The sequence below is a fragment of the Shimazuella alba genome, assembly GCF_009831235.1.
GTDB lineage: Bacteria > Bacillota > Bacilli > Thermoactinomycetales > Thermoactinomycetaceae > Shimazuella > Shimazuella alba.
Map to the genome: position 1 here is coordinate 142,858 of NZ_WUUL01000006.1, position 14,015 is coordinate 156,872.

The window sequence follows — 14,015 nt, forward strand, 5'->3', positions numbered from 1 at the left end:
AGTTATAAACATCAATGAATTTTCTAAAGAATAACTAATTTGGAAATTACATTATGCAAATAGAGATATTGGTGTATATTATGTATGATCCTTATACATCAATGTGGTGGAGGAATTTCAATGTTAAAGAAATTCAAACGGGTTTTAATCGGAAAACCGATGAAATCGAATGAGGCCCAGAGCCAAAAATTGAGCAATTATAAAGCTTTAGCAATTCTTTCATCGGATGCTCTTTCTTCCATCGCATATGGTCCAGAGCAAATTCTAATCGTCCTAGCTACTGTTAGTGTAATCGCTTTTTGGTATTCCCTGCCGATTGCAGTTGGAGTACTTATTTTGTTAGCTGCACTCATCCTATCTTACCGGCAAATCATTTACGCTTATCCAAATGGCGGTGGAGCCTATATGGTTGCAAAGGAAAATTTGGGAACTATATTTGGTTTGTTTGCTGGAGGTTCCTTGTTAATCGATTATGTTTTAACCGTTGCAGTGAGTGTTTCCGCTGGAACGGATGCGATTTCTTCTACTTTTCCAGAGCTTCATTCACATAATGTAATCATTGCTGTAGGATTAGTGGCGATTATTACATTGGTAAATCTGCGAGGTTTAACGGAATCTGCTTCTATTTTGGCTTACCCTGTCTATGCTTTTGTTGCAGCTCTCCTTTTCTTAATGATAACAGGTATTTATCAGGTAGTAACAGGACATGTCTCATCCCATATTCACCCCCAAGTCGGAACACCTGTGATGGGTATTAGTTTATTTCTTATACTAAAAGCATTTTCATCTGGTTGTTCCGCTTTGACAGGGGTAGAAGCAATATCCAATGCTGTTCCAAATTTTAAAGAGCCAGCTCCAAAAAATGCAGCATCAACCCTTGCAGTTATGGGCATCATTTTAGGTATACTTTTTTCAGGCATTGTATTTTTAGCTTATTGGTATGGCATAGCTCCAACCGAAAAAGAAACCGTATTATCTCAACTGAGTTCTTCTGTCTTTGGACGTAATATTTTTTATTATTTTATACAAGCAACAACCGCGCTTATTTTAATATTAGCAGCAAATACAGGCTTTGCAGCCTTTCCTTTACTTGCATTCAATCTAGCAAAAGATAAATATATGCCTCGAGCCTTTACTGCAAGAGGCGATCGTTTAGGGTATTCAAATGGCATCATAACGCTCGGCCTGGCATCAATGCTATTAATTGTCATTTTTGAGGGGAACACAGAAAATTTAATTCCCTTGTATGCCGTTGGGGTATTTATTCCATTTTCGTTATCTCAAACAGGGATGATCATCAAATGGATTCGAACAAAACCGAATGGTTGGATGGCAAAATTAACAATAAACCTTATTGGTGCTTTGATCTGTTATTTGATTTTGATCATCTTTTTTATCACCAAGTTTGGGCAAGTTTGGATGAGTCTGATCTTCATTCCATTAGCTGTTTTTATCTTCCATAAAATTCATCAACACTACATTGCAGTTGGCGGCCAATTAAAAACAGATATAACAGAGCATCTCATCAACATCAAAGATACAGAAAATGTGGTAATTGTCCCTGTAGCAGGAGTAACAAAAGTAGTGAGACAATCGATCATATACGCCAAATCCTTATCAGATAATGTTATCGCGGTTTACGTAGGATCAAGTAAGGAGTCTCTCCATGATATGCATAAGACTTGGAGCAAATGGAACACAGGTGTCAAACTGGTGACGTTGCTTTCTCCTTATCGAAGTGTACTAACACCACTGAGCCAATTTATTGATACCGTCAAAGCAAAAGCCGATGCATCGCATTCACAAGTCACCGTAGTCATGCCCCAATTTATCGCGAAGAAATGGTGGCACAGCATCCTTCATAACCAATCTGGCTTTCTTATTATGGCGAACCTAATCCGAAGAAAAAGTGTAATTGTCACCATCGTTCCCTACCAATTAGAAGAATAACAAAAAAGCCAAAACTTCTCCTCGGAGGGGAAGATAATTGGTTCGTTTACAAACTCCTGATGGAGTGGTAATTCGTAAACGAACCAATTATCAAAAACACCTATTATCAGCATAAGCTTTCTAAAGAATGAAACGCTGATTTATTAGAACTGATTTGCTTATGAAAACTTGAGGCTAATCAGTTGTTGAGCAGGATGCACTATTATAATCGAGATGACCATGTAACGAGAAGATTTGGAGAAAAACACGGCACTCCCTGGCAAATACAAGAAAAGTAAGCAGAGCACCTTCACTCTGGAGCATGGCAGGGATCCATCCGCTGGAGGAAAAAGCAGATTGGAAGCTCAATGATGAGCATAATATTATCTTCATGGATTTTGATGATAATACAAGTTCCACTACTCCAATTGCCAAATACTCGATTACCTATAAGGGGAAGAAGAATGAAGGTGACGCTTACGAGGTAAGTATTGGCTCCTCCAATCTAAATCATCTTCCGAAAAATGATCCGAAGTATAGTGCTTTCCATATCAGTATCAAAACTTGTAAAGGAAAACGCCTGATGATTAATTTTGGTGATGATAAAAAGATCAAGGGATTTTATGAACTGAACATCCCGCGATAAGATTTCCTATAAATATACGTTTTTCGATAAATGAAACAGCAATACATGATATGGATATAAAACCACATTCGATAGATGGATGTGGTTTTATCTATGCTTCCATATAACCGATAGCAAACCTTGAAAGGAGGTCAATAATAGTAGTGGTTTGTTTTTTTGAACCCCTGTGGTAACTATTCACCATAAAAAGGGATGGATCAACCGAATTCATCTCTTTCCCAACTTATATCTTCCCCTTTACTCCAAACCACTTCCCATAACCCCAATGCTTTATCCTGCTGTTCCTGTTTCTTTGGCGGTAAACAGCCGCATGGAACATCTTTTGAAAAAGAACATCCTCCTGCGATCAAAAGAAAAGCGAAACCCCCTGCTAACACCATCTTTTTCCCAATATAAATCTCACCTCACTCCTATGTAGTAAGCAAATCAAAAACATCCCAGCCTTGTTTTTCACACTGCCAACATAAATGCAAATTCTTCTTCGTCGGCTGCAAAAGCCTAATATGAAATTATTGTCTCGATTTTTACTATTGCCTTTTCTACTACCTCTTGTCTTGGAGCTTGCCTCATCTTACCCAGAGTATAGCAAAAACCTAGCAAATATTTCTTTTCGTTTAGTTCTCTTTTTTCCAAATCAAAATTAATATTTTTCAATTTGACATACTCAACCAAATAGTGTTAACTGTTTATATTATACAAAACATTGTTTTATATACTAAACATAAAGAGAGCGTTTACACCGAGAGGAGCAACAACACATGCAAATGAAAGCTAACCATTTGCGCTGGTTTGGCGTATTTTCGATTTTAGCCATTGTCATCTTCTCTTATGTAGACCGAATTAATGTATCTGTGTTAATTACCAATCAACATTTTTTAAACTATTTAGGCATCGCTGGAGATCGTGTAGCACAAGGGGAACTCATGACCCTATTTTTAATTGGTTATGGGATTGCTGCCTTTTTTCTCAGTCCTATTTACGAGACCTTTCTCGGTGTACGAAAAGGATTACTTATCAGTATTTTTATATGGGGATTTTTCACGATTATCTCTCCATTTGCAGGAACCGTAACGTTATTTTTACTCTTCCGGTTCTTTCTTGGAGCTAGTGAAGGTCCTCTTTTTTCATTGAAAACAATGTATGTAAAGGATGAATTTAAGGTAAATGAGCGAGGTAAACCCAATGCGATTACTTCTATGGGAGTTTCCATTGGACTAGCAATCGGATTTCCGATCATAACCTTTTTGATATACCAATTTGATTGGAAGATGTCTTTCTATATACTGGGTTTACTCAATCTCATTATCGGTGTCCCTCTTATTTATTTCTTTATTCGAACTACTAAAGCAAACAATACCAATCAAAACCATCATACGAGTAAACTTACTTTTCAAGGTTTAGGAAAAACGATGAGGTTGATTGGTTGGCTGTCACAGAACCAGCCATCTTTTATAGCCCTCATCAAGCCGATGAAACACTTTCATATGCGATAGATGATTGATGTAATCAGCCATCTCAAATAACAAAAGAACCGGAAATATTTTACAAAATATTCCATATAACTTAAACTAAAAATAGTTTCCATTATCTCTTCAGGAGGCAAAATGATGAAAAAGAAGCTCTTTGTTTCTTGTATGATGCTCAGTTTTTTCTTAGCACTCACTATGCCACATATGGCTTTAACAGTTAATGCGCAAGCATCGGCTGCTGGCTGTGTTACTGTCTACGAAGATATCAACTATGCAGGAAGATCTACCACTTTTTGCGGGAGCACTGGTTATGTAAGTGACTTTTGGAATGATCGCATTAGTTCATTTAAAGCTGATTGCTCCATGAATGCCATCACGGTTTATGATAATGCGAATTTCGATGGAAATTCGGAGTCGATACGCTTAAATGGCGGATGTCGGAAAATTAGCGATCTGACCATTTATAATTTCAATGATCGGATTTCATCTATTAAAATCGAGTAAGAAGTTTATACAGGAAAACAACCATCTGATATATTGTAGATGGTTGTTTTCCTAAATTTGTATAAGATGAAAACTTCACTTTTGCTTGATAGGAAGACGGAACAATGGATTGAAAAATGCAAAACTTATCAGGCAGAATAACCCTGATACGATTTTTTCACAAACCTCTACCCAGGAAATACAATCGTTTTATTCCCATGCACCAATACCTGATCATTCACATGCCACTTCACTGCTCTAGCTAAAACAATCCGCTCTACCTCACTGCCGATGCGGATCAGATCCTCTGGTCGATGCCGATGACTCACTCGATGTACATCTTGTTCGATAATTGGTCCCTCATCTAGTTCTTCGGTAACATAGTGTGCGGTAGCACCTATTAATTTTACTCCACGTTCAAATGCACGCTCATATGGATTTGCTCCCACAAATGCAGGTAGAAAAGAATGATGGATATTGATGATTTGATTTGGAAAAACATCAATCATACGTTTTGGAATGATCTGCATATAGCGGGCAAGAATGATCGTATCTATCTCTTCCTTTTTCAAATACTTCAGTTGTTCCAAAGCAGCTTCTTCTCTTATCTCTTTTGTCACTGGAATATGGTAGTAAGGCAATCCATATGGTTCTACCAATGGTTGGCAGTCCATGTGATTACTGATTACCATCTTAATCTCTGCATCCAACTCACCGATGCGCCAGCGCCACAATAATTCTTGCAAACAATGATCGTATTTGGAAACAAATAGAGCAACTTTCTTTTTCTGAGAAGATAAGGAGATTTTCCATTCCATCGCAAATTTTTCTGCTACTTGTTGAAATTGATCACATAAAAATACTTGCTTTTCTTCTAAATCATCCAATTGAAAAGTAATCCGCATAAAAAAGATACCATCTTCTCGTTCTATCGCATGTTGATCTGAATGTATAATATTTGCACCGTGCTTATGTAAAAACTCAGAGACTGCTGCTATAATTCCTACTCGGTCTGGACAAGAAATGAGCAGTCTGCCCACATCTTTTTTTACTGAAACGGATTTGAATAGATTCAAATTGGCACACCTCGTTTATAAACATGATAAGTTGACAACTCCACACGGCTAAAGTCGTGGGATTCTTGGGTAATCCTCAGTACTCCAAGGAAGTTTACCAAGCTTAGACCGTGAGCCCCACGGCAAGTAATCTTCTACCTTCTTGCAAAATGTTTTTGGCCGCATTGATGTCTCGGTCATGGTGCTCGTTGCAATTGGGGCATATCCATGCTCGCAGCTTTAGTTGCTTCACTTCTTTGTTTATATAGCCACAACACGAACAAAGCTGGCTGGATGGGAAGGATTTTCCTACTTTCACTACTTTTCTTCCGTATTCTTTCGCTTTGTATTCCAACATCGAAACAAACTCCGACCACGAAGCATCTGTGATCGATTTCGCCAGCTTATGATTTTTCACCATGTTCTTCACTTGTAAATTTTCGAGACAGATGACTTGGTTTTCGTACACCAGTTTCGTTGATAGTTTATGTAAAAAATCATGGCGGGCATGGGTGATTTTTTCATGGATACGAGCAACTTTGATGCGGGCTTTGTGCCAGTTAGAGCCGTCTTTTTTTCTTCGTGCCATCGCTTGTTGCACGTTTGCTAGCTTTTGTTCATACTGGCGAAAAAATCGATTTGGACTCCATTTCGTCCCATCATCGAAAATGGCAAAATCTTTCAGTCCTAAATCAATGCCAATGGCTTCTTTTCTCGCGGGAACGGATTGCAAGTAGCATCCCTCGCAAAGGATGGATATTTTGTATTTTCCCGCCCCGGTACGACGGATCGTAGCTGACAAAATACGACCACTTATTTCTCGTGATGGGATAAACTTTACCCAGCCTAATTTCGGCAATTTGATTTTGTTTGCCTCTATTTCGATGGTTGGTCTGTTATTTTTGGGATAGTTACACTGACTGGTATAAGCTTGTACCCGATTTTTCCTGCTTTTAAAACATGGGGCATCGTTTTGTTTTTGGAAAAAGCGCTGGAAGGCATCAGCAAGATGTTTCAGTGTGTTCTGTAGGGAAGTGGAATCGACTTCTTTTAGCCACACAAACTCCCGCTTTTTCTCCGTCAGGACGCGGGAACAGGTGGTATAGGTCAGCCCTTTTCCGGTTTCTTGATACACTTTGTTCCATTCGCCAAGAAAATGATTGAATACAAAACGGCTACAGCCGATAGATTTGTGGATCAGCGTTGCTTGTGCTTTGGTTGGTCGAAGACGGTAAGAAAATGCTTTATACATGGAATCACCTCCTCGTTGGAATTTTGCGAACATTATAGATCGTATGTTTGCTTTTTGTCAAGTATATCCAGAAATAGTCAGATCTCAAAGATGACAAAAGTTATCCCTCGTCTGACACTCGCTTTCATCCCACGATTCAAACCGTGGGTTTTCTCGCTCGCAATGTTATAAATATAAGGCAACACCTAGTTGAAGGATAATCCATGAGTGAAAGCAAAAAGGACAAGCTCCTTCGCAAAGCGATGAAGGCAGAAGCGAATGGACAGGAACTCGCAGGAGATGGTACAAAACTTCTCTTACTGGCGGTTTTTCCACCGTTCGCGCTGATCGCTTTTCTGGGCTTTCTCCTCTACCTCTGGCTTGCACAGATGGAAGAGAAGGAGGCACGTCGACTGCGGAAGAAGGCAGCGAAGCTGTAATCCTTTCATCCCCGTGTACCTTCACCAGCCCACAGGAGATCCAACTCCTGTGGGCACTACATGTTATTGGCTATACATAGCGGTCCACTATTTCATCTATTTGTATTCCATATGATTCACCATAATAGTTTAGATGGATCAATAAGTAGTATAACTGATAGATGGATTTTCGGTCATGATAGGCCTCTTCTAAGGGCATAATTTCCTGATAGGCATCATAAAAACGAGCAGAAAAACCTCCAAATAGTTCTGTCATTGCTAAATCTACTTCTCGATCCCCATAACTTACAGCTGGGTCAATAAATACAGGTACACCTGATGTATCCACAAACGAATTTCCACTCCACATATCTCCATGTAAAAGAGAGGAAATAGGTTTATTTGGCAAGAAATCATCCAAACGTGCAAATAATTTCTCTATTTTTTCTCTTCTTTTTGAATGCAGTAGTCCTTTTTGTTCGCTGATCTCTTTTTGTACCTGCAATCGATTATCGCGAAAAAAAGAAACCCAATCATCTGACCAGGCATTTGGTTGTGGAAAGATACCCAGGTAATTATCTTCGATAAACCCATAAGATGTATGAGTAGATTGGTGTAATTGAGCTAATTTTCGCCCTCGTTCCTCTTCTGCTTTTTCACAGATCTGCCCAGTGGGAATCCATTCTAACCATAACTGCCCTTCACTTGTAGTCTCTTCGAACTGAAAGTTGTATACCTGTGGAACACGAACGCAACAAGATAATGCCGACAATCCCAATGCTTCCTGTATGAAAAAGTTTTTAGGCACATTTGAATGCGCTTTCAAAATATACTCCTTTTTATCGGTCTGGACATACGTAATCTGATTGATACTTCCACCAGAAATAGATTTCACCTCACGAATAACAGTTGTATCTCCCAACTCAAGCAATGCTTCTTGCAAATGATTCAATGCAGATTCCCTCCCTTTTCTACCCCTTTATTTGAATATTGTTTATGCTACAATATCATTTATACTACTAGAGGGGTGACAAGCATGTTTGGTTTCCGATATCTCAAGACCAGCCCAACACAATTTGTACTGCATTACCAAAAAGGCAAACTTAAGCAAAGCGGAAAAGGACTTTCTTTCTTCTATTTTAAACGTTCTGCATCTATTTCCGTAGTCCCAATTTCCAGTAAAGATACATCTTTTATTTTTAATGAAATAACTGCTGATTTTCAAACGGTAACCGTTCAAGGACAAGTGACCTATCGAATCACAGACCCGGAATTAGTGGCAAGTATGTTAGATTACACCATCAAAGATCGTTCGAACCAATACATATCCGATGATCCTGAAAAATTAGAACAACGTATTGTTAATCTGCTCCAAGTACATACACGCACCGAAATACAAAAAAGATCCCTCAAAGATGCCATCCAAGTTTCTGATGAAGTAGGTCTTGAAGTACGAAAACAATTAACAGGGTCTGGAGATCTAGAAAAATTGGGAGTTGAAGTTCAAACATTAGCTATTTCTGCAATCAAACCAACACCAGAGATGGCTCGCGCACTAGAAGCAAAAGCACGAGAAGAGTTATTAAAAACAGCAGATGATGCTATCTATGAACGCCGTAATGCTTCGGTCGATCAAGAAAGACGTATCAAAGAAAATGAACTCCAAACGGAGATTAAACTAGAAGAAAAACAGCGCCAAATACGCGAAACAAAAGCAGAAGCCAATCTAGCGATAGAGATGAAAGACCAAAAAATTCGTGAAGCAAAACTTCAAGGAAAAGTAAAATTGGAAACCGAAAGGAAACTACTCGTCACAACTAGGGTAGAAAATGCGAAAGCAGAAGCGGATGCTCAGGCTTATGCCTTAGAGGCAACACTCCGTCCACTTGCAGAGCTCGATTCATCGCTCATCCAAGCACTAGCGATTCAAACAGGCGAACCACGTCTAGCGGTAAGCATGGCAATCAAAGAACTCGCGAAAAATGCATCCAAAATAGGGCAACTGAATATTTCTCCTGATTTACTAGAATCTTTGATGGATGAAAAACAAAAGAGACGATGAACTACGAAAAAATCGTTATTGTGACGAGAGAAACTCGACTTGATGGATTAGTCAGACGCTTTAATACCCGATCCCAAGCGAAATTTTATGTCAATCAAAGCTTAAAACAAGCTTCTCATTCACCATCAGAAGAAACGACACAAGACTTTAGCTTATTCGAAGCGGAACATCAAACTTATTTGTCCGCAGTAGAGACTGTGAAAGAACAGTTGCGTGAAAATTATAAACTGCAAGTGATCGATCGTTCTTTTTTACCAAATTATATTTTTTCTCCCCAAGATATTGTGGTGACTATTGGTATTGATGGATTGGTGGTCAATACGGCAAAGTATTTATCTGGACAACCACTCATTGCTATCAATCCTGACCCTGATCATATTGATGGCATTTTGCTACCTTTTCAAGTAACCGATGCTCGTGCTGCTGTTGAAAACGTATTCAATGGAAGAGAAACATACAAACGGATTACTATGGCAAAAGCCACGCTAAATGATGGACAATCTTTGCGTGCATTTAATGACTTGTTCATTGGGGCTGCTACCCATGTTTCCGCTCGATATCGTCTTGGATACCAGCAACCAAGTGAAACGCAGTCTTCCAGTGGAATCATTGTCTCTACTGGTGCCGGTTCGACAGGTTGGATTAGCTCTGTATTCCATATGGCAAACGGCGTAACTCGCTCTTACCAACCGAAAAGTAAACCATTACTAGCTCCAAGAGTCAAATGGGAAGACGAATCCCTCTTGTTTGCCGTCCGAGAACCTTTTGTAAGCAAGACAACATCTGCACAGATCGTCGCTGGTTCGATTACTAAACAAAAACCACTTGTCATCGAATCACAAATGGAACAAAATGGTGTGATATTCAGTGATGGTGTAGAAAGCGATTTCTTAGCGTTTAACGCTGGAACGACAGCTACGATTACGATTGCTGAGCAGAAGACAAATTTAGTAGTGAAATCATAATTTTTCTCATGTAAAACAGCCCAAGTGTATGCTTGGGCTGTTTTACCTTTGGCTATCCAGCTAAAGGTGGAAATATTAATGATACGTACTGCATATATGTCCATTTTTTATTTCTTTCATCAAGTACTTAATAAAATACGCAGCGACTGGAACCCCTAATAGCTAAAGCTAATTAGAGATACCAGTCGCCATTCCCCCATTTCTGGGAGGATTACGAATTACCCATTCTGGAGAATTCGTTCCCCGGTCTCCGCGTTGTAGTGGGCGGTGCGCCGCCCTGCGAAGAGAACCAGCTTGTCGCCATGCTGAGAAGCAAACAGCTTACCTCGTTCGTTACCTTCGCTGAAGCGGCCGCCCTCCTGTGGGTAAAGAGTGATCTTGCTGCTGTCAAGCAGCTCCACCTCCACCACGAACTCATCTCCATTGGGAAGCACACGAACGCTTTTGATCTGATCCAGCATGGATTACTCCTCTACAGAAGCGGTGTATGTGTGTCAGTTTGATCATAGCAAAAAAGCGAGACAAGGATTAGTACTTGCCCATCAGCTATCTCGCTAGAGAAAATCATATAATTACTTGAAGCGATCTATAAGTAGACGTTTTCCATCAGATGAAAGTAATGTTTATTCCGAAAGAGCTGCATCTCTGACTAGAACGAGAACTAGCTGCATCTCTCGTTTTATCGGCAAAATGGTGTATGAAACAAAATCATTTGAAGAAGTAATTAATTTATATTTACAAGCAGAAAAAATTGCAAAATTACATCCAACTAAGACTCTATTAACCGATTTATGTTTTTGTTATGAGAAAATTAATGATTCGGAAATGTTTCAGTCATATTCAAATAAATATTTCTGGTTATCTTACAACAATGACAAATGATTTTTCTGTGATTGACTTAGAGATATCTCAATTATATTTTCAATTTGAAAAACTATTTCATGAGGTCGGTGATTACTTTGTCTACTTACAAACATCTTCCCTTAACCGGTCCTGCTGATCCAGAACTCCCTTAAATATATTCACTTGAATGGTAAAAAAATCATCTGCTATATACTTTACCGAACCTATTTGTAATTTCCATGTACCATCTTAGTATATTGAAACACATCACAGACTAGGTGGTGACTCCATTGCACAATGTAAAAAATCATTTTTACGGAGCTGAACCCTATGATATCTAAGATTGTTAATATATAAAAACGGTTTTCCTTTCCACCTAAGTATAATACATTCCATTTTCTAATCGCCCCACCAACATATGGGTGATTTTTTCATTTCATATACCTTTTTCCTTTTTATCAAAATAGCTTGGATAATTTATCACAGATTTCTCCAAACAACATCATCGATGAAATGATTTTTTCTTCGTACTGTTGTAAGTGCCAGGAAATAAAACTATGCCTCATTTGACAAATTTTTTTTGCAGCGTTAAAATATGAATATGTTCATAAATGAATCCATTCATATTTTTGAAGGTGAATAATCAATGGCTGGTTTACGTGAAGATAAGAAACTTCAAACACAAACACGAATATTAGAGTCTGCAAAAAAGATATTTACTGAAAAAGGATATAAAAAAGCTTCCATGGCGGACATAGCAAAGAGTTCCAATGTCGGGGCTGGAACGATTTATAACTACTTCCCTTCCAAAGGAGCACTGCTGCTGATTATTTTTTCAAAAGAATTCGAGCAGGTACAAAATCGCAATGTATATAAACTGGATGCTGTTTTAAAAGGTGATTTAGTTGATACGATTATCAAGGTTTTAAAAGAGCTCACACTATCTCTAGATCATTATCCCAAGTCATTTTTGAGAGAAATCGTCCACGTATTAACAGAAGAAGCAGAAGAGAGCATCGATCTAAGACGTGTGTTATTTAACCTTGATGAAGAAATGATAGATTGGTTTACCAAGTTGATCAAAGAAAATTCGAAGTGTTTTCTATTTCCGATTAATCCTGAAGACGCTGCATACACGATATATAGTATCGCGATAACAGATACCATGCTCTATATTTACGATGAGAACATGTCCTGTGACAAATTATTAGAACAGATCAAAAAACATATTGAGTTCTTGTTTATGGGAAAACTCAAACAAACAGCTGGAGAATAATAATACGGATTTTTTGATTGCTGGGTACGGTTTCGAGGAGGGTAAAAATGCTAGAGTCAACAAGTATCAACCAACAATATGAACAAGCTTGCAGGGATAATATGAGAATTTTGATTGTCGGTGCAGGGATCGCAGGTATTACAGCGGCACAATTGCTACGACGTTATGGCAGACATCCCGTTTTAATTGAAAGAAATAAAGACAAAGGTCATCCAGGTTATATGTTGGCATTGATGCCAATGGTTGATCAGGTACTCGAAGACATTGGAGTTCGTGAATACTACCTGCAAAATAGCACTGCCCTTGCTCGATTCGGTTTTCATGCCCACACGGGAAAAATGCTGCGTATAGACCCAATGGATAACATTCTTTCCCGGTATGGTGACTACCGGGGTATTGCCCGCGGCAAGCTGATCGAAACGCTAACCAATGATGGTTGTAATGTAAGTTTCAGCACTACAGTCACCGGGATAAACGACTCTGCGACTGGTACCACCGTGAACTTTATCACCGACGGAGAGTCCTATCAACTTGAATTTGACCTTGTCATCATTGCAGACGGTATCCATTCGACCACTCGTGAGCTGATACTAGGTAGCAATACGGTCGAGATGGTAGACACCAAATGGGGTGGCTGGGTTGACTGGACTACCGAAGACACCAATATGGATCTAGGTGAAGAGATTTGGGGCGCTGGTTTTTTTCTTGGTATTTACCCTGTCAAAGGCAAACTCGGTGTCTTTCTTGGTGGTTCTCACAAGGACACAAAAGTAGGACCTGCCTCATTTGTTGAGAATGTACGTCGCAAACTTACTATCATCAATCCACGGATGGATAGCGCTTTAAGAAACGTTGCCAGTAGCCCTAATCCCTACTACTGGCCGCTTAAAGACTGTCGTTCCCCTAAGTGGGTCTTTGGACGAACCGTACTACTTGGTGACGCCGCCGCAGGATTTCTACCAACTGCGGGTATTGGGGCTGGAATGGCGATGGAATCAGCATGGGTACTCACTCGCATTTTACAACACTCCCACTTAGATACTTTAGCAGCTCAGCTTCAATCCTACGAGCAGATGCAGCGTCCCCGAGTCGAAACTGCTCAGAACACTTCCCGTCGTTTAGCGAGATTTATGTTTCATCGAAGCTGGACCCTTGCTGTTCTTCGCGGCATTGCGATGAAATTTGTTAGCGTTGAAGCGGCACTCAAACCCATCCAAAATCTTCTGGCCAACAAACCTAATCCCGACCATATTGCGTGAGATATCTCTGGATTGGAGTAGCATTATACTGCTATAAGCTCTAATATGTATAAGGTGCGTAACAATATCAGATCTATCGAGAGTTGCTACTAATGCGACCATCCATCTATTTTACAACGGAAACGAATTGCGAACGTTAACTACCCAAGAATCCTATCGTCAACAAGCAAGTAGATACAGATGGGTATTGATTGGTAATCGGAAAGGATTGCGATAAAATTAATAAATTTTCAATCCGTATAAATAAAGCTTGAATAATGATCCAACTTAGGCAGCTCCGCAATAGAGAGTTTCTATTTTTTATTAAGTGGTGTTGATTCACAAAGGTACATCCTAGGATAAGGATCATTCATTGTATTTATATTGTTCTGTAGATAT

The 14,015-nt window shown here is 39.2% G+C and carries 14 protein-coding genes; 9 read left to right on the forward strand and 5 right to left on the reverse strand.

The annotated features are described in order from the left end of the window. Window positions 1-120: 120 nt before the first annotated feature. Both GSM42_RS10610 and GSM42_RS10615 read left to right on the forward strand, forming a co-directional pair. Window positions 121-1,950 (forward strand): APC family permease, encoded by a 1,830-nt coding sequence (locus tag GSM42_RS10610; protein ID WP_160801515.1) that lies wholly within the window; start codon window positions 121-123, stop codon window positions 1,948-1,950. A gap of 301 nt (window positions 1,951-2,251) precedes the next feature. Continuing rightward, window positions 2,252-2,575 carry a hypothetical protein gene (locus tag GSM42_RS10615; RefSeq protein WP_160801516.1) on the forward strand — a complete coding sequence of 108 codons (324 nt, stop codon included), beginning with the start codon at window positions 2,252-2,254 and terminating at the stop codon, window positions 2,573-2,575. A 197-nt stretch (window positions 2,576-2,772) separates the two neighbouring features. On the opposite strand, the gene GSM42_RS10620 is transcribed toward GSM42_RS10615, so the two are convergent. After that, on the reverse strand, window positions 2,773-2,955 hold the full coding sequence (locus GSM42_RS10620; protein WP_160801517.1) for a hypothetical protein: 183 nt from the start codon (window positions 2,953-2,955) through the stop codon (window positions 2,773-2,775). A 378-nt stretch (window positions 2,956-3,333) separates the two neighbouring features. On the opposite strand from GSM42_RS10620, the gene GSM42_RS10625 reads away from it, so the two are divergent. Together GSM42_RS10625 and GSM42_RS10630 are read left to right on the forward strand one after the other, a co-directional pair. Continuing rightward, window positions 3,334-4,068, forward strand: coding sequence for an MFS transporter (locus GSM42_RS10625; RefSeq protein WP_160801518.1), 735 nt, complete (start codon window positions 3,334-3,336; stop codon window positions 4,066-4,068). A gap of 111 nt (window positions 4,069-4,179) precedes the next feature. Then, window positions 4,180-4,548 carry a peptidase inhibitor family I36 protein gene (locus GSM42_RS10630; protein WP_160801519.1) on the forward strand — a complete coding sequence of 123 codons (369 nt, stop codon included), beginning with the start codon at window positions 4,180-4,182 and terminating at the stop codon, window positions 4,546-4,548. Window positions 4,549-4,715: 167 nt separating this feature from the next. On the opposite strand, the gene purU is transcribed toward GSM42_RS10630, so the two are convergent. Both purU and tnpB read right to left on the reverse strand, forming a co-directional pair. After that, window positions 4,716-5,603 (reverse strand): formyltetrahydrofolate deformylase, encoded by an 888-nt coding sequence (gene purU / locus GSM42_RS10635; protein WP_202404876.1) that lies wholly within the window; start codon window positions 5,601-5,603, stop codon window positions 4,716-4,718. 103 nt (window positions 5,604-5,706) lie between these two features. Next, window positions 5,707-6,834 (reverse strand): IS200/IS605 family element RNA-guided endonuclease TnpB, encoded by a 1,128-nt coding sequence (gene tnpB / locus GSM42_RS10640; protein ID WP_160801520.1) that lies wholly within the window; start codon window positions 6,832-6,834, stop codon window positions 5,707-5,709. A gap of 203 nt (window positions 6,835-7,037) precedes the next feature. Between tnpB and GSM42_RS10645 the strand changes: the two genes are divergently transcribed. Then, the gene (locus tag GSM42_RS10645) at window positions 7,038-7,253 is read left to right on the forward strand and encodes a hypothetical protein (protein WP_160801521.1); all 216 of its coding nucleotides are present in this window, start codon (window positions 7,038-7,040) and stop codon (window positions 7,251-7,253) included. Between the two features lie 70 nt (window positions 7,254-7,323). Here the strand turns inward: GSM42_RS10645 and GSM42_RS10650 are convergent, their stop codons facing one another. Continuing rightward, window positions 7,324-8,184 carry a fructosamine kinase family protein gene (locus GSM42_RS10650; RefSeq protein WP_160801522.1) on the reverse strand — a complete coding sequence of 287 codons (861 nt, stop codon included), beginning with the start codon at window positions 8,182-8,184 and terminating at the stop codon, window positions 7,324-7,326. Between the two features lie 84 nt (window positions 8,185-8,268). On the opposite strand from GSM42_RS10650, the gene GSM42_RS10655 reads away from it, so the two are divergent. Both GSM42_RS10655 and GSM42_RS10660 read left to right on the forward strand, forming a co-directional pair. Beyond that, the gene (locus GSM42_RS10655) at window positions 8,269-9,294 is read left to right on the forward strand and encodes an SPFH domain-containing protein (protein ID WP_160801523.1); all 1,026 of its coding nucleotides are present in this window, start codon (window positions 8,269-8,271) and stop codon (window positions 9,292-9,294) included. Further along, window positions 9,291-10,259: a diacylglycerol kinase catalytic domain-containing protein gene (locus GSM42_RS10660; protein WP_160801524.1), complete on the forward strand. Its 969-nt coding sequence runs from the start codon at window positions 9,291-9,293 to the stop codon at window positions 10,257-10,259. Before GSM42_RS10655 ends, GSM42_RS10660 begins: the two co-directional genes overlap by 4 nt. Before the next feature lie 218 nt (window positions 10,260-10,477). Here the strand turns inward: GSM42_RS10660 and GSM42_RS10665 are convergent, their stop codons facing one another. Then, window positions 10,478-10,720 (reverse strand): hypothetical protein, encoded by a 243-nt coding sequence (locus GSM42_RS10665; protein ID WP_160801525.1) that lies wholly within the window; start codon window positions 10,718-10,720, stop codon window positions 10,478-10,480. Window positions 10,721-11,748: 1,028 nt separating this feature from the next. On the opposite strand from GSM42_RS10665, the gene GSM42_RS10670 reads away from it, so the two are divergent. Together GSM42_RS10670 and GSM42_RS10675 are read left to right on the forward strand one after the other, a co-directional pair. Continuing rightward, a complete protein-coding gene (locus tag GSM42_RS10670) occupies window positions 11,749-12,378 on the forward strand; it encodes a TetR/AcrR family transcriptional regulator (RefSeq protein ID WP_160801526.1) in 630 nt (209 codons plus the stop codon). A gap of 47 nt (window positions 12,379-12,425) precedes the next feature. Then, window positions 12,426-13,637 carry an FAD-dependent oxidoreductase gene (locus GSM42_RS10675; protein ID WP_160801527.1) on the forward strand — a complete coding sequence of 404 codons (1,212 nt, stop codon included), beginning with the start codon at window positions 12,426-12,428 and terminating at the stop codon, window positions 13,635-13,637. The last annotated feature ends 378 nt before the right edge of the window (window positions 13,638-14,015 follow it).